Source organism: Nonomuraea wenchangensis (assembly GCF_900111685.1).
Classification (GTDB): domain Bacteria; phylum Actinomycetota; class Actinomycetes; order Streptosporangiales; family Streptosporangiaceae; genus Nonomuraea; species Nonomuraea wenchangensis.
Genome location: NZ_FOHX01000018.1, coordinates 142,146 through 161,374, shown reverse-complemented (window position 1 = coordinate 161,374; position 19,229 = coordinate 142,146). Strand labels below are relative to the sequence as shown.

Annotated in this window: 19 protein-coding genes and 1 pseudogene; 8 read left to right on the top strand and 12 right to left on the bottom strand. The window is 71.6% G+C overall.

Annotated elements, in window-relative coordinates; translation table 11 throughout:
- Positions 1-24: 24 nt before the first annotated feature.
- The gene (locus BMW85_RS38950) at positions 25-330 is read left to right on the top strand and encodes an antibiotic biosynthesis monooxygenase family protein (protein WP_091091994.1); all 306 of its coding nucleotides are present in this window, start codon (positions 25-27) and stop codon (positions 328-330) included.
- Here the strand turns inward: BMW85_RS38950 and BMW85_RS38945 are convergent.
- The 3 genes from BMW85_RS38945 to BMW85_RS38935 are packed head-to-tail and all read right to left on the bottom strand — an operon-like array spanning position 299 to position 2,952.
- Positions 299-1,135, bottom strand: coding sequence for a MerR family transcriptional regulator (locus BMW85_RS38945; protein WP_091091912.1), 837 nt, complete (start codon positions 1,133-1,135; stop codon positions 299-301). The two genes, BMW85_RS38950 and BMW85_RS38945, sit on opposite strands and share 32 nt — an antisense overlap.
- Positions 1,136-1,183: 48 nt before the next feature.
- On the bottom strand, positions 1,184-2,293 hold the full coding sequence (locus BMW85_RS38940; protein ID WP_091091910.1) for a sensor histidine kinase: 1,110 nt from the start codon (positions 2,291-2,293) through the stop codon (positions 1,184-1,186).
- Entirely contained in the window at positions 2,290-2,952 is a 663-nt protein-coding gene (locus tag BMW85_RS38935) for a response regulator transcription factor (RefSeq protein ID WP_091091909.1), read from the bottom strand. The genes BMW85_RS38940 and BMW85_RS38935 overlap by 4 nt, the downstream gene beginning before the upstream one ends.
- Before the next feature lie 139 nt (positions 2,953-3,091).
- Between BMW85_RS38935 and BMW85_RS38930 the strand changes: the two genes are divergently transcribed.
- Positions 3,092-4,627, top strand: a complete 1,536-nt coding sequence (locus BMW85_RS38930; protein ID WP_091091907.1) for a DUF1349 domain-containing protein — start codon at positions 3,092-3,094, stop codon at positions 4,625-4,627.
- Between the two features lie 17 nt (positions 4,628-4,644).
- Here the strand turns inward: BMW85_RS38930 and BMW85_RS38925 are convergent, their stop codons facing one another.
- The 5 genes from BMW85_RS38925 to BMW85_RS38905 all read right to left on the bottom strand — a co-directional run bounded on the left by BMW85_RS38925 (position 4,645) and on the right by BMW85_RS38905 (position 10,018).
- Positions 4,645-5,295, bottom strand: a complete 651-nt coding sequence (locus BMW85_RS38925; RefSeq protein ID WP_091091905.1) for a response regulator — start codon at positions 5,293-5,295, stop codon at positions 4,645-4,647.
- Entirely contained in the window at positions 5,292-6,353 is a 1,062-nt protein-coding gene (locus BMW85_RS38920) for a sensor histidine kinase (RefSeq protein ID WP_091091903.1), read from the bottom strand. Before BMW85_RS38920 ends, BMW85_RS38925 begins: the two co-directional genes overlap by 4 nt.
- 67 nt (positions 6,354-6,420) lie before the next feature.
- On the bottom strand, positions 6,421-7,185 hold the full coding sequence (locus BMW85_RS38915) for a hypothetical protein (RefSeq protein ID WP_143082557.1): 765 nt from the start codon (positions 7,183-7,185) through the stop codon (positions 6,421-6,423).
- Positions 7,186-7,222: 37 nt separating this feature from the next.
- Entirely contained in the window at positions 7,223-8,611 is a 1,389-nt protein-coding gene (locus BMW85_RS38910) for an alpha/beta hydrolase (RefSeq protein ID WP_091091900.1), read from the bottom strand.
- 414 nt (positions 8,612-9,025) lie between these two features.
- On the bottom strand, positions 9,026-10,018 hold the full coding sequence (locus tag BMW85_RS38905) for a lactate/malate family dehydrogenase (RefSeq protein ID WP_218156127.1): 993 nt from the start codon (positions 10,016-10,018) through the stop codon (positions 9,026-9,028).
- A 206-nt stretch (positions 10,019-10,224) separates the two neighbouring features.
- On the opposite strand from BMW85_RS38905, the gene BMW85_RS38900 reads away from it, so the two are divergent.
- The gene (locus BMW85_RS38900) at positions 10,225-11,502 is read left to right on the top strand and encodes a threonine/serine exporter family protein (RefSeq protein ID WP_091091899.1); all 1,278 of its coding nucleotides are present in this window, start codon (positions 10,225-10,227) and stop codon (positions 11,500-11,502) included.
- 185 nt (positions 11,503-11,687) lie between these two features.
- Positions 11,688-12,593, top strand: a pseudogene (locus BMW85_RS38895) (IS256 family transposase); the annotation flags it as partial.
- A gap of 502 nt (positions 12,594-13,095) precedes the next feature.
- Here BMW85_RS38895 and BMW85_RS38890 read toward each other — a convergent pair.
- Complete coding sequence (locus BMW85_RS38890; protein WP_091091897.1) at positions 13,096-13,386, bottom strand: antibiotic biosynthesis monooxygenase; 291 nt, start codon at positions 13,384-13,386, stop codon at positions 13,096-13,098.
- A 60-nt stretch (positions 13,387-13,446) separates the two neighbouring features.
- Between BMW85_RS38890 and BMW85_RS38885 the strand changes: the two genes are divergently transcribed.
- Complete coding sequence (locus BMW85_RS38885; protein WP_091091895.1) at positions 13,447-14,085, top strand: TetR/AcrR family transcriptional regulator; 639 nt, start codon at positions 13,447-13,449, stop codon at positions 14,083-14,085.
- Here BMW85_RS38885 and BMW85_RS38880 read toward each other — a convergent pair whose 3' ends face one another.
- On the bottom strand, positions 14,086-14,631 hold the full coding sequence (locus BMW85_RS38880) for a CGNR zinc finger domain-containing protein (RefSeq protein WP_218156126.1): 546 nt from the start codon (positions 14,629-14,631) through the stop codon (positions 14,086-14,088).
- 81 nt (positions 14,632-14,712) lie between these two features.
- Here BMW85_RS38880 and BMW85_RS38875 point away from each other — a divergent pair, with 81 nt between their 5' ends.
- From BMW85_RS38875 to BMW85_RS38865, 3 genes are read left to right on the top strand one after another with little or no spacing between them, the layout of a single operon-like run.
- Positions 14,713-15,942, top strand: a complete 1,230-nt coding sequence (locus BMW85_RS38875; RefSeq protein WP_091091892.1) for an MFS transporter — start codon at positions 14,713-14,715, stop codon at positions 15,940-15,942.
- Positions 15,943-15,986: 44 nt separating this feature from the next.
- Complete coding sequence (locus tag BMW85_RS38870; protein WP_091091891.1) at positions 15,987-16,421, top strand: nuclear transport factor 2 family protein; 435 nt, start codon at positions 15,987-15,989, stop codon at positions 16,419-16,421.
- Between the two features lie 52 nt (positions 16,422-16,473).
- A complete protein-coding gene (locus tag BMW85_RS38865) occupies positions 16,474-16,980 on the top strand; it encodes a MarR family winged helix-turn-helix transcriptional regulator (protein WP_218156125.1) in 507 nt (168 codons plus the stop codon).
- A 52-nt stretch (positions 16,981-17,032) separates the two neighbouring features.
- On the opposite strand, the gene BMW85_RS38860 is transcribed toward BMW85_RS38865, so the two are convergent.
- Complete coding sequence (locus tag BMW85_RS38860) at positions 17,033-17,977, bottom strand: NADP-dependent oxidoreductase (RefSeq protein ID WP_091091889.1); 945 nt, start codon at positions 17,975-17,977, stop codon at positions 17,033-17,035.
- Positions 17,978-18,037: 60 nt separating this feature from the next.
- A complete protein-coding gene (locus BMW85_RS38855; RefSeq protein WP_091091888.1) occupies positions 18,038-19,195 on the bottom strand; it encodes a glycoside hydrolase family 68 protein in 1,158 nt (385 codons plus the stop codon).
- Positions 19,196-19,229: the final 34 nt, after the last annotated feature.

Below are 19,229 nucleotides of genomic sequence, written 5' to 3'. Positions count from 1 at the left end.
CCCAGGGAAGGTCAGGTGCAGCGCATGATCGCGCGAGTATGGCGAGGATGGGCCTCGACCGCGACGGCCGACGACTACCAGCGCCACTACGAGTCCGAAGTGGCCGAGCATCTCCAGCAGGTCACCGGCTTCCGCGGCGCCCGCCTGCTGCGCCACGACGACGATCAAGAAGTGATGTTCACCTCCATCACGTTCTTCACCGGCATGGACGACGTGCGCGCGTTCGCCGGAGAGGACCCGGAGCGGGCCGTCGTCGAAGACGCGGCCCGCCGAGCTCTGACCCGATGGGACGAACGCGTCACTCACCACGAGGTCGCGGTCGATCTGTGACGATGACCGGCTCCTGGAGCTCGGTCACCCACCCGTCGCGGTCGTCCGGGCATGCAAGGTTGATCTCGCGGGGGTAGCCGGTCGAGCGGTAACCGTTGGCGTCGATCCAGCGGCCGAGGGTCTGGACGGTGGGCAGGACGGTCTCCATCGAGCCGCGGTGCATGATCGTCGCCGCCTGCTCGACGGGCGGCAGGTCCACGATCCGCAGCCCGTCGTCCTCGCCGAGGGGCGCGGAGACCTCGACGCCCGCGTGGATGAGGAGCCCGCCGTCCGGCGCGACCTCGTAGCAGGTGATCCCGGGCCCGGAGGGGGCGATGCCCGCCGCCTCCAGACGCCGGGACAACTCCTCGTAGAGCGGCTGGATGATCGGGCCGACGGCGTCGAAGTCCGGCGCCAATCCGGTCAGCTCGGCCACCCGCACGCTCGGCAGGCTCTTCAGTACGACATCGCTGCTGGGCATCTGCCCCTCGCTCTCGATCGAACGGAGCCTCGCCTCGACCTGGGCCAGCCGGGCCGCCGCTGCCGTCATCGCCGCCTCCAGCTCGGCACGCCGCAGCCGGAGCATGGCGCGCAGCTCCTCGGTGGTCACCTTCTCGTCCAGGATCAGCTGGACCTGCCGGAGGGTGAAGCCGAGGTCTTTGAGCGCGATGACGCGGTTGAGGCGGGCCAGCTGGGCGGCCGTGTAGTAGCGGTAGCCGGTGGCCGGATCCACGTGGGCCGGGCGCAGCAGGCCGGTCGCGTCGTAATGACGCAGCATCCGGACCGAGACGCGGCCGTGCCGGGCGAAGTCTCCGATGGTGAACATGATGGCTCCGAGTTGACCGCCTGACACGGTGTGAGGGTCAAGGACGGCTCACTCTTTCGGTGAGTGGGCGAACCGTACCGTGATGGACAAGCCGCCTTCAGGGCGTGCGCGGGTGACGAGGGTGGCGCGGTGAGCCCGCGTGACGGCGTCGACGATGGCGAGGCCGAGGCCGTAGCCGTCACGGTGGCCGTGACGATCGGGCGCCAGCCTCTGGAAGGGGTGGAACAGGCGCTCGATCTGGTCCTCGGGGACGACCGGCCCGCTGTTGGCGACCGTGAGGGCCACCTGCGTGCCGGAGGTCCGCGTGGTGACCCGCACGTGCCCGCCCGCGTGGTTGTGCCGGACGGCGTTGTCGACGAGGTTGGCGACGAGGCTTTCGATCAGTTTCGGGTCTCCCGCCGTCACGGCGGGCGCCAGGTGGTCGGCGAGGTCGATGCCCTTCTCCGACGCCCGGCCGCGGCGGGTGGCGAGCGCTCCTTCGACGATGTGGGCGAGGTCGAGGGTGTCCCAGCGGGTGACGCCGCGCTCGCTGGTGGCCAGGGCGAGCAGCGCCTCGACCAGCCGCTCCTGGTGCCCGCCGAGGGCCAGCGCCTCATGGCAGGCCGCGCGCAGGGCGCCGGCGTCGGCGTCGGGATCGGCGAGGGCGACTTCGAGGAGGGTACGCAGGCCCGCGAGCGGGGTGCGCAGCTCGTGGGAGGCATTCGCGACGAAGTGACGCTGGGCCTCGAAGGACGCCTGCAGGCGGGCGAACAGGTCGTCGAGGGTGTGGCCGAGCGCGGTCAGCTCGTCCACGGGCTCGCCGAGGTCCAGGCGCCGGTGGAGGTTCCCCGCGGAGACGACCTCGGCGGTGGCGGTGATGGTACGCAGCGGCCGCAGGAACCGGCCGGCCACGTACCAGCCGAGGGCCAGCGCGACGGGGACCAGCAGGACGAGGGCGACGGCGGAGCCCACGAAGAGCTGGGGCAGGCTGATCCCGGGCCCGGCCGCGGCGGCCGCCGTGCTCGCCGAGGGACGGCCCGCGGGCCTGGTCGCCTGGACGGTGGCGAGCGGGAGGTCGACGACGACGAGCACGAGGACTCCGGCGGCGTAGACGCCCGCCGCGTAGGCGAGGGCGAGCCGCCTCTGCAAGGACCTTCTGGCCAGCTGCCGGGAGATCATGACGGCCCGATGCGGTAGCCGCCTTCGCGGACGGTCTCGATCACGGGCGGATCGCCGAGCTTGGCCCGCAGCCGGTGCACGGTGTGCTTGACGGCGCTGCTGAACGGGTCGGCGGCCTCGTCCCAGACGCGCTCCAGCAGCTCCTCGGCGGAGATGACCAGGCCGGGCACGGCCAGCAGGCATTCGAGCAGGGCGAACTCCCGTGGGCTCAGCTCAAGACGCCGGCCGCCCCGGAACACGGTACGGCGGGCAGGATCGAGGGTGATGTCCCCGTACGCCAGGGTGGGCGGGAGCGGCGGAGTGGCGCGGCGGGCCAGCGCGCGGACGCGGGCGACCAGCTCGGCGAACGCGAACGGCTTGGGCAGGTAGTCGTCGGCGCCGAGGCCGAGCCCGGCGACGCGGTCCTCGATCGTGCCGGAGGCGGTGAGCATCAGCACGCGGCTCTCGCAACGGCCCTGGGCGAGCCGCCGGCAGATCTCGTCCCCGTGGACGCCGGGCAGGTCACGGTCGAGGATCACCACGTCGTAGCGGGTGACGGCCAGACGGTCGAGGGCGGCGCTCCCGTCCAGGACGACGTCCACGGCCATGCCCTCGCGGCGCAGCCCGGTCCCGATGGAGCGGGCGAGGACCTCGAAGTCCTCCACGACGAGAACTCTCACCGCCCGCCGCCGATCCTCGTGCGGACGGACCGTCCAGTGGGTGGAGGAGCCATGCGTCAACGATGCCAGACCTCAGGTTCCAGCCAGGTCGCAGCGGCCGCGACCCGGCCGGAACCGGACGCCGCGTACAACCGTCGGCATGACTCCATCTACGGCCGGCCGACGGGCCGGACAGGACGGCTTCCCGCAGGCGCTGCGAGCCGAGTGGGCCAGGTTCCGCTCCTCGCGCGGCTGGGCGCTCGCCATGGCGGCGTCCGTGCTGGTCACCGTGTCGCTCGGACTGCTGATCGCCGGGGGCGTCCGCAGCACCTGCGTGACCGGCAAAGGCGAAGGTCCCTGCCCCGCGCCGTTGCTGGGACCCGACGGCACGGCGGTGAAGGACAAGTACTACTTCGTGCACCAGCCGCTCAAGGGGAACGGCGCCATCACCGCCCGCGTGTCGGACCTGACCGGGCAGATGCGGCTGCCGGACGCGGTGCCCGGGGTGCGCAACGTCGCGGAAGGAGTGGTGCCATGGGCCAAGGCCGGGCTCCTCGTCAGGCAGAGCCTCAAGCAGGGCACACCGTACGCCGCCGTCATGCTCACCGGAGAGCACGGCGTGCGGATGCAGCACAACTACGTCCACGACATTCCCGGCGGTCCTCACAACGGCCCGCAGTGGCTGCGGCTGACCAGGTCGGGCGACACCGTCAGCGGCTACGAGTCGGACGACGGCAGGACGTGGACCGAGATCGGCACGGTCGAGCTGGCCGGGCTGCCGGAGACGGTCGAGATCGGGCTGTTCGCCACCTCACCGGGCGTCCTGTGGAGCATGGCGAAAGCCTTCGCCCAGGCCACCGCCACCTTCGACCAGATCACGCTGCAGGGCGCGAACGGTTCGTGGCGGCACGACGACGTCGGCGTCGGCCTGGAGTCCGACGGCAGGACCCCGCATCACCCGGGCGGGGTCGTCGAGTCCGGCGACAAGCTCATCGTGACCGGCGGCGGTGACATCGGGCCCGCCACGGTGGAGGGCGGCATGCGCGCCGACCTCATGCTGATCGGCGGGGCCGTGGGGCTGATCCCGGTGCTCGCGGCGGCGGTGACGTTCTGCACGACGGGACACCGGCGCGGGCGGAGCCCAGGCGGCCTGCCGGAAGGGCCGCACCCGGCGCGGCGGCCGGCGGCCCAGGCCGCGGTGTTCGGCGCGCTCGCGTTCGTGACGGGGCTGGTGACCTCGGGGGTCGTGGTCCCCGCCGGCCTGGCACTGTTGCGCGCCCATCAGAACCCGATCCAGCCGATCACCCTGGCCACCGGGCTCCGGGTGATCGTCGGCTACGCGGCGCTGACCGCGGCCGCCGCCGTGCTGGCTCTGGGCCTGGCCGCGCTGGCAAAGCGGGCTGTCGTCGCCATCGGGCTGTCGATCGCGCTGGTCGTCGTGCCCTACGGGCTGGCGACCGCGGGCCTGGCGCCGTGGCTGCTGATGGTCACGCCGGCCGCCGGGTTCGCGATCACGCAGAGCGTCCCCACGTTCGCGCACGTGGACGTCGGCCCGTCACTGCTCGAAGGCTACTATCCGCTCCCGCCATGGGCGGGTTTGGCTGTGACGTGCGGATATGCCGCTGTCGCGCTCGGGGCGGCGATCGCCGTACGCCGCAGGAGAGCACCCCGTGAACGCGATTCCCGGCTCAGGTAGGCTCCTCTGAGCCCTCGTCAGTCGCGCGGACCCAGGCCGTGCTCGTAGGCATAGATGACCGCGCGCACCCGCGAGGGCAGCCCGAGTTTGCGCAGGATGCTGGCGACGTGGGTCTTGACCGTGCCCTCCTCGATGGTCAGGGCACGGGCGATCTCCGCGTTGCTGAGCCCTCGCGCCAGCTGGCGGAGCACCTCCAGCTCACGGGCGGTCAGCCGCTGCCGCGCCTCGGCGGCGGACGCGGGCGACAGCCGCGCGAAGCGGTGGATCAGCCGCGTGGTGACCTTCGGGTCCACCAGTCCGTGCCCGCCGTGCAGCGCCCGTACGGCCTCCAGGAGCAACTCGGGGTCGCTGTCCTTGAGCAGGAACCCCGAGGCCCCCGACTGCAGCGCCCCGAACAGGTACTCGTCGGTGTCGAACGTCGTCAGCGCCAGCACCCTCGGCGGCGCCTCCACCGCGGCGAGCTGCCGGATCGCGGCGATCCCGTCGACGTAGGGCATGCGCAGGTCCATCACGACCACGTCGGGACGCCTCCACAGCGCCTGGTGCACGGCCTCGGCCCCGTCGGCCGCCTCACCGACCACCTCGATGTCGGGCTCGCCGTCCAGCGTCAGGTGCAGGGCCTCGCGTACGGCCGGCTGGTCGTCGGCGATCACCACCCGAATGGTCACGCCACTCCCTTCGGTGACGGTGAGTCGATCGGGACGGTGGCCTCGACCAGCCAGCCGCGCCGCGGACCCGGGCCCGCGGTGAGGGTGCCGCCGTGCCGCAGCGCACGATCGCGCATGCCTCTGATGCCGCGTCCCTCCGCTCCGGCACGGGCGTGGCCGTTGTCGGCGATCGAGACGGCCACCGCGGCCCGGCTGTGCCGGATCCGCACGTCCACCTCGGTGGCTCCCGAGTGGCGGGCGGCGTTGGTGAGCGCCTCCTGCACGATGCGGTAGACCGTACGGCTCACGCCGGGCGGCAGCGGGGTGCCGGGACCCGTCCGGTGGACCGAGATCCGCAGGTGCGGAGTGGAGAGCCGGGCGGCCAACTCGTCGAGGTCTTCCTGGCCGGGTTCGGCGGAGGTCTCGCGCAACGTGTCGAGGAGGGCGCGCACCTCCTCCAGCGCGGCGGACGACAGGTCGGCGATGGTGCCCAGCGCCTTGTCGGCGGCCGGGGTCCGGCCGCGCAGGGCCCGGCGGGTGGCCGTGGCCTGGATGCGGATCGCGGTGAGATGGTGGCCGACGCTGTCGTGCACATCCCGGGCGAGCCCGGCGCGTTCCTCGGCCAGCGCGCGCATGGCCTCGGCGTGGTCGAGCCGTGCCGCCTGTGCGGCCCGCGCGGCGTGCAGCCTCAGCATGCGGCCGACCGCCACAGGGGCGACGCCCAGGACGATCAGGTCGGTCAGCGTGGCGGCCCCGATCGACTGAGGCAGCAGCGTCCCGTAAAAGACCACCCACGCCACCGAGGCGACCAGGACCAGCCACGGCCGCCGTGACCGATGGGCGGCGGCCGCGCAGAACAGGCAGGTCGCGACCAGCCGCCCCGGCCAGCCGGGCACGACCAGGCCGAACAGGGCCACCCCGGCCGACAGGACGGCGGCGGTGAGGGGCAGCCTGCGCCAGATCAGCACCGGCAGGCACCCGGCCACGCTCAGTGCGGCCACCACCGGCAGCGCAGGAGCCGGGAACCGCTTCTCCAGCAGGGTGACCGCGATGAGGACCATGGAGGCGACGACGACCACCAGGCCGTCCAGCCGGGTTCCCTTCGGCAGCCTGCGGGTCAGCCGCGAACCTCCGGCGCGTGCCCGGTCACGAAACGTCTGCAGCGTGGTCTCCCGATGGTGCCGCTGTCACGATCTGTGCGAAGTCGTCCCCGGCCGCGAGCCGTTCGATCAGTTTCCGTACCGCGTCACGTCCGCCGTTCGCCTGGACCCAGCGGCTCACCTGGCAGGCGGCCTTGGCGTACGCCTGCGGGTCGGTGCCGGCCATCTCGAGCCAGCCCGTCAAGGTCTCGGGGAGCGCGTGGCGCGAGTCGACCAGGCACCGGTCCCCGGCCGTCTCCGGCGCGAGATGACGCGGATCGCCGGAGACGAGCACCGCCAAGCCTTCGTCGAACCACTGCGGCACCTGCTCCGCCCTGCCCCCGAGCCGTACGTGCAGCTCCACATGGGACAGCTCGTGGGACGCGATCACCGGGTCGGCCCCGCGCGGCGACAGCATCACCGCGCGGTTCAGCACCGCGATGCCCCGCTCCCCGCCGCCGCCGATGCGCCGGTAGCAGGCGTCCGTCAGGCACACCAGGACGCCGGGCGAGCTCTCGCGTCCGCCGTAGAAGGCTCCGACGCGCTGCCGCGCCTGCTCGACGACGTCGGTCACGTGCCGTCGCTGGGCCTGCGACAGGCCCGGTTCTGCGTACACCCCGGGCTGAAGCCGCTCCAGCCCGTAACAGCCGGGGCAGGTGGTGGCCGCCACGGACGGGAAGGCCGTCACGACCCCGGCCACCGCCGCCACGACCAGCGCGGCCGATCCGCCCAGCAGGAGCACCCATTTCCTGCGCCGCCCCCATGCCGCCATCTTTCCTCCCGTTCCGGTCAGTCCAAGCTTCCCTGATTCACTGCGAGGGGGACTCGCAGATCGTCCCGGCCGGTGGCAGCCGGCCGTCGACCAGATAGTGGTGTACGTGCTCGCGTACGCACGGGTTGCCGGACAGGTAGAGGGCGTGACCTCCGTCGGCCGCCAGGTAGCGGGCGCCGGGCAGCCGGCCGGCCAGCCGGCGGCCGTCGGCGGGCGGGGTGTTGTCGTCGTGCTCGCCGCCCGCGATGAGGACGGGAGGCAGGCCCGGCGCCGCGAGAGGGTGGGGTGGATAAGTCCGGGTCGCCGGCAGGCCCCCGCAATGATTGGCCATCGGCCACACCGCGCGCCATCCGATGTGGGGCGTGTCACGGCGCAGGGCGGTCTCCAGCTCCTTGACCTTGCCGTAGCCGGGGTAGGGCAGGTCCGCGCAGAGGACGACGCGTGACAGGTCGGGGTCCACGGCCCCCTCCACCTTGGCGAAGAACGAGGCGTCACCCGCCTGCGCGCGGGCGAGCCCGGCGGCCAGCCGCTCCCAGGTGTCCTCGAAGGAGAAGGTGGCGCGAGAGGCGATCTGGGTGTCGCTGACCCCGGCCTGGGGACCGGCTTCGGGGGCCGGAACGGGCTCGCGGCGGGCCCTGGCCATCACCTCGTCCCAGACCGCCACCGGATCCTTGCCGTGCAGGGCGCAGGTCACGGTGCTCCGGCACCAGGCGGCGAAGCGTGCGAAGTTGCCCTCCAGGGCCTTGGTGCGCGGCTGGAGCCAGGCACGAAGGTCGGGGGTGGTGTGGTCGAGGACGCTGTCGAGGTACATGCGGCCGACCTTGCGGGGGAACAGCTCGGCGTAGGCCTGCCCGAGCACGGTGCCGTGCGAGTTGCCGAAGTAGGTGAGCCGGGCCTGGCCGAGGGCCTTCCTGATCGCCTCCATGTCGTGCGCGATCTGCCAGGAGTTGAGGTTGCCCGCCAGGACGCCGGCCTCTTCGGCGCAGGCTTCGCCGAAGGCGCGGTTCTTCGCGGCGTACGCGTCGTAGGCCGCCTTGTCCGGGAACACCCACTCGGTGGCGAAGGGCGCGTGGATCGGGCAGTCGATCGCCGTCGACGCCCCGAACCCCCGCGGGTCGAAGATCACCACGTCGAACCACTCGGTCAGGTCGGCGAAAGCCTGCTTCGCCTGCCGGAGAAGCACGATCTGCTCGCCGGGCCCACCGGTGTTGACCAGCAGCACGCCCTTCTTACGAGCCTGGTCCCGTGCGGGCAGCTTGGCGAGGCCGATCGCGACCTCCGGTCCTGATCGGCGGGTCCAGTCGGCCGGCACCTGGAGCTGCGCGCAGTGCAGACCGTCTCCGCAGTCCTGCCACGACAGCGGTGTGGCCGTGGCCGGCGCGACGGCGACGGCAGCGCCGAGGATGAGCGAGGCAACGGTGTTCATCCTGGAAGGATGGCCGGGGCAGGGGCGCCCGGGCGTCCCTCTTTCTGCATATCTTTCGCCCGCGGTCCCTCGCTGATCCTCGTCGCAGCATCGGGATCAGTACGGCGGCGACGGAGTTCGACGGAGAGCCCGACGGTGCTCACGTGCGGGAGCCGGCACAGCCTCCTCAAAGAGGAACCATCGAGCTGGCATTTTGCCTGATGAGACACCTCCTGCCCAGGAACGAATGCTAGCTCGTCGATCGCCCCAAGCACGTACGGAGGCCGACCACGTCCTGGCGAACGTGAGGGTTGTATCTGTGCGGCGGCAATCTCTCGTCTGCCCACCACCTACGGAACTTGGGTGAACGTGAGGACAGTGGCCGGCATGCGCCCGGCGGACGACCTTCCACACCGGGATGCACCGCCGAGCCGCTCAAGCCAATCCCGCCGCCGATCTGGCGCGCTCGACCGCCTTGCGCAGCGTGGCGGCGCTGCTGTCGAGCGCGGCACGCTCCTGTGCCGTCATGGAAGGTTCGTGCATCTGTTGCACCCCTCCGGCACCGAGCACACAGGACAACGACAGCGTCACCCCGTACCCGGGGTGGTAGGCCGCCACGGGCAGCACCGCACGCTCGTCCCGCAGCACCGCCTCGGCGAGTCGCGCCGACACCGCACCGATGCCGTACTGGCTGGCCCCCGTTCCCTCGATGATCGTGATGTTGGCATACCGGATGTCCTGCTCCACCTCGGCCCGGATCTGGTCGACGGAGGTGCCCGACTCTGCGAGCAGGTCCAGAACGGGGATCCCGCCCACGGCCGCCGACGACCACAACAGCACCTCCGACGTACCGTGCTCGCCGACCACCACGGCCTGGACGTCACGAGGCCGGACGCGCAACCGGTCCGCCAGGTGCACTCGGAAACGCAAGCTGTCGATCAATGTCCCGGTAGAGAACACCCTGTCTCCGCCGCCCAGTTCCCGCGCCAGGTCGGCCAGCGGATCCGGCGGGTCGGTGACGACCATCAGGACCGCATCGGGTACGGCCTCAACCACCTTTGGCACGATGTCCGCGTAGACCCTCGCGTTGGTCTCGACCAACCGCAGCCGCCCCTGGCTATCGCTGCGATCAGTCGCCCCTCCACTCTTCTCGTTCACCCCAGCAGTCAGGATCACCAGATCGGAACCGCTCAGATCCTCGAACCCGCCGGCATGCACCTCCATAGTGGGTGACAACGGCGTCGCATAACGCATGTCGGCTGCCACCCCCTCCGCCCGCGCGCTGTCGCGGTCCACCAGCACGACCTCGCGACACGCCCCTCCACGCTCGATCAAGGACAACACCGTTGCCGACCCCACCGCGCCGACACCGACCACACCGACCTTCACCCTCATAGCCTTCCCGGACACACCGAGCAGACTGCCCATGCAGGGAAGCTTGTTACTGCAAGTAGGTAAAGATCATCCCTGGCAGCCAGAGCTCTCTACTGATCGGATGCCGGTCTTCTCCTTGTGCGCCGCGTGTTCGTGGCCCCTTCACCACCTTGTTCTGATAGCCCATGTGGAGGTCGACAGGGTGATGGGCAGAGCAACCCTGAAGCCCGCCACGTATCGAGAAGTATGAGGAGGCGGACATGGGGCAACGTACCGTCAACCTCGACGATCTGAGCATCTTCCTAGCCCGTCTGACCTCCCTTCTGCTGCGCTCCTCTGGTGAGGGCGCCTACGTCATTGAGCGAGCCGTGAGCACCAGCGCCCAAGCCTTTGGCTGCCGGGTGTCCCTCGTCCTCGTCCCCGAAGCAGCCGTGCTCATAGTCACCGCGGCGGACGGCAGCACCCGGACCGTCTCCGCACACGGCTTTCCGGAGATCATCCGGCTCGACCGGGTGGCGGCGCTGAAGCTGTTCCTGGCAGACGTCAAGGCGGGCAATCTCGCGCTGGGCGAGGCCGACCGCAGGCTGGCGCGGATCGAGGCCGCCCCGGCGCCGTACCCCTGGTGGCTGAAGTTCCTCGGTGTCCTGCTGTTCTCCCTGGGCTTCGCCCCACTGGTGCAGCCCACCTGGTACGAGATCACCACCACGGCGGTCCTGGGCGCGGTCGCCGCAGCCCTCGTGGTCGCCGCCATCCATGTGCCACGACTGTCGAAGATTCTCCCGCTTGTTGTCTCGACCGTCGTCTCCGTCGTCACGATCGAACTGTTCACCGGCGATCCAGCACACGGCGGCCCAGTCCTGCTGATGCTCCCGGCGTTGTTCTACTTCATACCGGGTGATTACCTCAGCGCGTCAACCACGGAGCTGGCCGTCGGTCTGGTCACTACCGGCGCGATCCGGCTCGTCTACGCCACGTTCCTGCTCGTCCAGCTCTACCTCGGCGTGCTCCTGGGCATCCTCGTCACCGGCACCTCCCCCCACACCCTCTTCGACACCGCCGCCAGCGCCGATCTGCCGAGGTGGGCGATGTTCCTGGGCGGGATCGTTTTCACCGCCGGCACGATCCTGGCCTTCGCCATCCCGTACCGCTTTTTTTGGATTCTTCTGGTGCTGGTCTACGTCACGTTCGGGGTGCAGTCGCTTTTTACCAAGATGATTTTGGAAACCGGGGGCACGTTCGTCGCCGCGGTCGTGCTCGGCGCCGCAGCCAATCTGCTGGACCGTATACCGGCCGGCCCACCTCGCTTGATCCTCATCCTGCCTGGCTTCTTCACCCTCACCGTCGGCTCGCTCGGCATGCGCGGCCTGACCACCCTGGCCGGCGGCTATGTCATCGAAGGCTTCCAAGATCTGCAGAAAATGGTCACGATCGTCACCGCGCTCTCGATCGGACTGGTCGTCGGTATAGCGCTCACGCATGCACGCGCCACGACGGGGCCGATCGCACCAACACCTCCCATAACGTCAGAGGGCGTCTGAAGAGCGAAGTTTGTGGTTGATTGCCGGTTACGTGTATCGCCAGGTTGGGGTGGTTTCGCCGGTTATGTGTCGGGCGAGGTTGTCGATGGAGGCCAGGCGGATCATAGCCGCGGGAGCAATGCTTGAGATCTGTGGATCACCGGGAAAGGGGTGTGACTTCCCGGTGATCATGTGAATCCACAAGCATGACCGACGCGCCAACGTCGGCCCCGTCCCCCGCGCTGATGGACGAGCCGGTACGCGAGGGCGCCCGCGAGATGCTCGCCGAAGCGCTCAAAGCCGAGGTCGACGCCTAGATCGCCACCTTCGCCGACGAGCGGGACGAGACCGGCCGCCGCCTGGTGGTGCGCAACGGCCACTACCAGCCTCGCACCGTGTTGACCAGCGCGGGCGCGATCGAGGTCCGCGCCCCGCGGGTCGACGGCAAGCGCATCGACGCGGCGACGGGGGAACACCGGCGTTTCTCCTCATCCATCTTGCCGCCCTGGTGCCGCAAGAGCCCGGCCATCACCGAAGTGCTGCCGCTGCTCTACCTGCACGGCCTGTCCACCGGCGACTTCATGCCCGCGCTGGGTCTGTGGGCTGATGGCATCCACGTCAACATCCGGCTGGAAGAGCACAAACCCTGCCTGCTGGTGCTGATCGGGGTGCGTGCCGACGGCCGCAAGGAACTCGTCGCCCTGACCGACGGCTACCAGGAGTCGGCCGAACCGTGGGCCGACCTGCTGCTTGCTTGCGCCCGGCGTGGCATGCGGGGGCCGGTGCTCGCGGTCGGGGACGGCGCGTTGGGCTTCTGGTCGGCGCTGGCCGAGATGTTCCCGCAGGCCAAGGCTCAAAGGTGCTGGTTTCACAAGATCGCCAACGTGCTGGGGGCACTGCCGAAGTCGGCCCATTCCGGGGCGAAGAAGGCCCTCGCGCAGATCTGGAACGCCGAAAGCAAGGACCGCGCGCTGGCCGCGGTCGCCGCCTTCGAGGCCGCCTACGGCGCGAAGTTCCCCAAAGCCGTCGCCAAGGTCACCGACGACGTCGATGAGCTGCTGGCCTTTTACGACTATCCGGCCGAGCACTGGCGGCATATGCGCACCAGCGACAGCGGCGGCTTCGGCCGCCCGGGTCCAGGCGCTAGCCGGCATGATCGACATTCACAGCCCGACCGGAGGCCCTACGGTGATCACCGTCGTACTCCCCCCGCGCATCTGAACGGAGCAGCGCATGCTGCTCACACCGACGAGGGCCTGCGCGCCGCGATCCAGATCCCCGAGGCCGTCACCCGGATCATGGGCGCCAGCCGCCGCACCGAAACCCTGGGCACGCTCACCCCGAGGGAGCGCGAGGTGCCGGCCATGATGGCGGAGGGGCGTTCCCGCAACGCCGTCGCCGCCGCGCTGTTCCTGTCGTACGGTGCGATGAAGAAGGACCTTCACCAAGCTCGGTCTGTCCCTCTCGGACAACGACCACCGCCGGGTACTCGCCGTCCTGCACCACCCGCAGGACTGACCACCCCGACGGTTCGGCCCTGCGCAGACGTTGGTCAAAGCGTCGATCATGTTTCGGGGGGAGCCCCGGCTCCTGACCGGGGCCGGGGCTGGGGCGTCAGAGCTCGGCCAGGACCTCGATGTCCTGCGCCGTGACGTCGCGGGCCAGGGCGAAGGCCGCGGTGGCGGCGGGGGTGCCGGGCGCGGCCTCGCGGGCCGCCTGCAGGCTGGCGGCCGAGTCCCAGCGCCAGACGCCGACCCACGTCTCGTCGTTCAGCCGGCCGAGGCGGGCCTCGGTGAGGCCGGACTGGGTGGCTCTGACCGCGGCGACCAGAGCGGCGTGCCGGGCCTGAACCTGCTCGGCCTCAGCGGGATCCGCCTGGAACTGGGTGATGCTGATGACCGTCATTACTGGACCCACTCTCTAGAGTTGGCATTTAGTGAATCTATCTAGAGATAAACTCTAGCCATGAGCGATGTCAAGCGGACGAACAAACGAGCGGAGAAGGCCAAGGAGACGCGCCGGCGCATCCTCGCGGCGGCGCTGGAGCTGTTCATCCAGGACGGGTACGGCGCAACGAATCTTCAGGACATCGCCGACAAGGCCGGCGTCGCGGTGCAGACGATCTACTTCGTCTTCGGCAACAAACGCGCCCTGCTCAAGGAGTTGGTCGACGTCACGATCGCTGGCGACGACGAGCCGCTGGCCACCATGGACCGGCCGTGGTACACAGGGGCGCTGGCCTCGGCGACCGCCCAGGACCTGCTGCGCGCCTACGTCAGCGGCACGACCTCGGTCATGGAACGCGTCGCGCCGATCACCAAGGTCCTGGAGGCGGCGATCGCGAGCGACCCCGAGGTGGCCGCGTTGTGGCCGCACGACGTCGACCCCCGATACGTCGTCCACCACGGCGCCGCCAAGGCGCTCGCCGGCAAGCCCGGCGCGCGGGCCGAGGTGTCGGTCGAGGAGGCCGCCGACCTGCTGTACGGCCTGCTCAGCCCGGAGCTCTACCTCCTGTTCGTGAAGGAGCGGGGCTGGCCGCGCGAGCGCTGGGAGCGGTGGGTCGGCGAGACCCTCCGCTCCCAGCTCTGCGTCGCCGAGGCTTGATCAGGTCTGGCGGCGGCTGCGGTAGGCGGCCGTCTTGGCCCGAGCCGTGCACGCCGTGCCGCAGTAGAGGCGCGAGGCGTTGCGGGTCAGGTCGATGTAGACCGCCTCGCACTGGTGCGCCGCGCACTGTCCGAAGCGGTCCGGGCCGTAGCCGTCCACGATGAGCGCCAGCGCCGTGGCGAACTCGCCGCCCAGGGCCTCCACCTCGGTGCCGCCCGACCCGTGGAAGTGAAGGTGGAACGGCTGGCCGACGTCCTCGGCCAGGTAGGGCTGCGCCCCGTACCTGCGGATCATGGCGTTGATGCGAGCGGCCTGGTCCGCCGGCCGCTCCGCCAGCAGCGCCTGCCGCAGCTCGGTGGCCAGCTCGGCCAGGCGCCGCCCCGCGTCCGGGACCGCGCGCAGGGCCGCACCCGCACGGTCGCCGAGCCGGGCGGCGAACGCCGCCGTCAGCTCCTCGCCCGCCAGGGGCCGCACCGAGGCTCCGCCCCGCCAGTGCGCCGTGGCCAGGTTGACCAGCTCGGCGATCAGCGGGGCCTGCCGGGTCACGTTACAGGCTATTTCCACTTGACTGGTAACACCTTCCCGTATGTCATAGGCGTAATCCAGTTAGATGGTAACGGAGCCGCCATGTTCGCGCCCTATCGCCGCCTGCTGACCCGACCAGGCGTCCCACGCCTGCTCCTCAGCGCGCTCATCGTCAAGCTGGGCACGCCCGTGCTCAGCCTCGCCCTGCTGCTGGCCGCCGTCGACCGGCTCGGCTCCTACGCCACCGCCGGCCTCGTGCTCACCGGACACGCCCTGGCCCTGGCCCTGTGCGCGCCACTCGGCGGGCGCCTCGCCGACCGCTACGGCCCGCGCCCGGCCCTGACCGGCTACCTGGCCGCCCACACCCTCGCCTACGCTCTCCTGCTCCTCGCCCCGCCCGCCCTCATGATCGGCGCCGCGGTGCTGCTCGGCGCCACGACGCCGCCCGCCGGATCGGTCATCAGAAGCGCCTGGCCGCGTCTCGTCCCCGCCGACTCCCTGCCCGCCGCGTACGCGATCGACAACGCCGTCAACGAGCTGATGTTCATCGCCGGCCCCGTGCTCGTGCCGGTCCTGACCCTGGCCGTCCCGGCCCAGGGCGTGGTGGCCGCCGCCGGCGCCGCCGTGCTGCTCGGCACCACGCTCCTGCTGGCCTCCCCCGCGGTACGGCAGGCGGCACCCACCCCACCCGGCAGGCTCCACCTGGCCGGCCCGCTCACCCACCGGCCCACCCTCCTGCTGCTGACCATCGCCGCCCTCGGCACCTTCACCTTCGGCTGCCTGCGCATCGCCACGGTCGCCTCGGCCACCGCCTTCGGCTCCGCCGCCTCCGCCGGCGTGCTGATGGGCCTGCTGTCGGCGGGCGCCCTCCTCAGCACCCTCGGGTACGGCGCGCGGGCCTGGCCCGTCACCGGCGGGCGCCTGCTCGTCCTGCTCTCGCTCGCCGAGGCGGCCGTCCTGCTCGGCGGGGGCTGGGCGCCGGGCTTCGTCACCCTCGCCGTACTGATCGGTCTTGCCGGGCTGGTGACCGGGCCGCGTGACGCCGTCGTGCCGGCCCTGCTCGCCGCGCACGCCCCCGCTCGCTACCGCACCGAGGTCTTCGCCTGGCTCAACACGTTCATGTGGGCCGGCTACGGTCTGGGCACCGCCGTCGCCGGCCGGCTCACCGGCCTCCACGACACCGGCGGCGCGGCCTTCGGCGCCGCCGCAGCCGCGGCCGTGGCAGGTGCCATCCTGGCAGCCGTCGCCGGCCGGATCGCCCCGCCCCCGCCCGACGCGGCCCCGGCCACCCACGGCCCTGCCCGTGCATCTGATCACGTGGCTGACGACTGAACGGTTAGGCTGTCCAGCGGGCGGCGCGAGCGTGGGGAGGCACGATGACGACCGGCGACGACCAGCACGTGACCGGCGGGGGGACGGCGACGCGCCGGCCCCCGCGCCAGACGCACGCCGACGCGATCGACGCGTTCATCGCCGCCGCCAACACCGGCGACCCGGCCCGCCGGGCCCGGCTGCTCAGTCTGGTGCTCGCCCCCGACGTGTCGTTCCACGGCCCTCTCGGCAGGGGCGCCGGACGCGGCGCGGTGGAGGACTTCATCACCGAGGTGGTGCAGAGCTACTCGGCGGGACGGTGCCGCATGGTACGGACGACGGCGGTCGACGCGCCCCACGAGTGGGCCAGGTTCGGCTGGCGTTTCGAGTCCGCCGACGGCACCGCGGTCCTGACGGGCACCGACATGGTGCACCTCACCGCCGCCGGCGACATCGACCAGATCGTGGTCTTCGCCGGGCCCCTGCCGCAGGAAGGCTGAGCGACGCTCCCGCCCTCGGGCGCCGCGAATTCGAAGCAGTAAGGTGAGCGGCGTGAGCGACCCGACGGCCGGACTGAACACCGAGCAACTTGGCGCCTACTTCGCCCTGATGGAGGTCAGCAGCCTCCTGCAGTACGCGGTGGAGGAGCACCTGCGGGCCGACGGCGACCTCAGCTGGGTGCAGTTCCAGATCCTGGCCCGGCTGGTGGACGCGCCGGAGGGCAGGTTGCGGATGACCGACCTGGCCGACGGCGTCGTCTACAGCCGCAGCGGGCTCACCTACCAGGCGGGGCTGCTGGACAAGCGTGGCCTGATCACCCGTTCACCGTCGCCGGACGACGAGCGCAGCGTGATGGTGACCGTCACGGACGCCGGCCGGGAGCTGGTCGCCCGGGTGCTCCCCGGGCACGTCGCCCAGGTGCGGGGGTTGTTGTTCGAGGCGATGAGCGACGAGGACCTCGCGGCGCTCGGCGGTGTGCTGGCCCGCGTCCGCGCCCACATGCGCGCCACCCCGCCGCGGTCCGCCAAGCCCCGAGCCGGACGCAACCGGGCCGGTTGACCCGTCGTGCCCGTCGTGCCCGTCGTGGCCGTCCCCCTCTCGTCGGCGGGGGTCAGGTGGCGGTGGGCGCGACGATGACGACCTTGCCGTGCAGCTCGCCCGCGGCGGCCTGGGTGTGGACCGCCGGCAGCTCGGCCAGCGGGACGCGCCGGGCGACCTCGACGCGCAGCTCGCCGGAGTCGATCAACTCGGCCAGCCGCGCCAGCTGGCCGGCGTCGCTGCGGACGAACAGGTCGATGCCCCGTACGTCGCGCTGCTCGTCGGAGGGCGCGGGCATCCACACGGTCGTGTTCACCAGCACTCCCCCGGGCCGGATCAGGGCGAGCAGCGCCGCCAGCCGCTCCGGGTCGATCGGGGCGAGGTTGAGCACGACGTCGACCGGCTCGCTCACCGCCGCGCCGACGTCGGTGGTGGTGTGGTCGATGACCTCGTCGGCGTGGGCCCTGACCCGCTCGCCGCTGCGCGGGCCGGCCGTGGCGATCACGTACGCGCCGGCCCGCGCGGCGAGCTGCACGGCGTAGCCGCCGACCGCGCCGCCCGCGCCGTTGACCAGCACGCGCTGTCCCTTGGTGAGCCGGGCGTGGTCGAACAGCGCCTGCCACGCCGTGAGGCCCACCACCGGCAGCGCGGCGGCGTCGGGCAGCGGGATGCTCTTGGGCGCCGGCGCCAGGATCTCGGCCGGCGCTAGGACGTACTCGGCGGACGCGCCGGTCCCCGTCATCGGCAGGAAGCCGACGACCTGGTCGCCGACCTCGATGTCCCGCACGCTCTCGCCCAGCGCGTCCACCGTGCCCGATACGTCGAGGCCGGGGGTGTGCGGCAGCGTCACCGGGATGGGGCCTTGCATGAAACCTCCGCGGATGTTGCCGTCCACCGCGTTGAACGACGTCGCGGCGACCCGGATGCGCACCTGGCCGGCGCCGGGGACGGGCTGCTCCACCTCCTCCTGACGCAGGACCTCGGGGCCGCCGTACTCGTGGAAACGCACTGCCTTCATGGCGGGGCTCGCTTTCGACGAAGAGAGGCTGCTTCGAACTCGAAGCAACTGGTCGCCACTCTAAGCCCGCTTCGAATTTGAAGCAAATGGGACCGGGGCGATGCGGGTGTTCAGGCCGTCCAGGGTCAACTTCAGTGTCGGGGCGATGGTGCCGCCGAAGCCGGTCCGCGCCTGCGCGCTCCGCGCGTGCCGGAGATCGAGGCCCTGAGGCGAGCGGTAGTTGGCGAAGCTGATGACGTGGAGATCCGGCAGCACCAACCAGGCGTAGGCCTGGTCCGGCTCGCCGGCGGGGTTCGCGATCACGAGCCCGGAGCCGTTGAGCGGCTCGTACGGTCCCGTCAGGGCGGGCGCGGCGAAGCCGTACAGGCCGGTGGGCGCCCGGCCGGCCGGATGGAAGGAGTGGCGGTGGGTGCAGAAGAAGAGGTAGTAGCGGGACTCGTGGACGATGACGTGGGGGCGTTCGAGCTCGTGGTTGACGCCTTCGGCGACGAGCAGGGGCGGGAGCAGGGACCAGGCGCCGTCCCGCGGGCCGGCGAGGGCGATGGCGCCGGTGAAGGTGTCCCTCCAGGCGGTGGACGCGGCGACGAGCAGATGGTCGCTGCCGTCGGCCGGGTCGCGGAACCAGCCCGGATCGCGAAAGGCCCTGATGCGCCCCGGCGCCCCGTCCTCCTCGTCGGCCGGCAGATAGGTCCGCCCGTCGGAGCGCAGGACCTCGCGGTGCGGGACGTCGTGACGCAGCAGGACCCGGTCTCCGTCGAGGAGCACGGCGGAACGGGCCTCGACGACGCTCTGCCGGTAGGTCGGACGCGCTTCGCCGCGCCGGCCGGCGGCCGTGTAGTACACCGACACGGTCCCGTCGGGGCGGCGGATCGCCGATCCGGACCACTCGCGGCTGCCGGGCGAGGCGCCGTCAGGGAAGGCGTTCCCCAGGTCCGCCCACTCGTCCCCCCGCCTGCCGAGCAGGCGGATCCGGGCCCGGTCGTGGCGCTCCTCGGGGTGGCCGAGGGCGGGAGCCGACAGGGTCATCCACAGCTCGCGGCCGCCTGCCACGCTCGTCGAGCCGTCCTGTTCCTGGATCGGCCACAGGTCCCAGACGTCGTGGCCGGGCAGGATCCGGGGCAGGGCCGCGAAGTCGATGACGGGCGCCGTGGTCGCGTCGTCCGCGGCGAGCAGGCCGAGGTGCCGGTGGGTCCAGCGCGCCGGCCGGTCACCGCTCACGTCAGGTCCTGCCGGTCGTCCCGCCGGGGCGGAG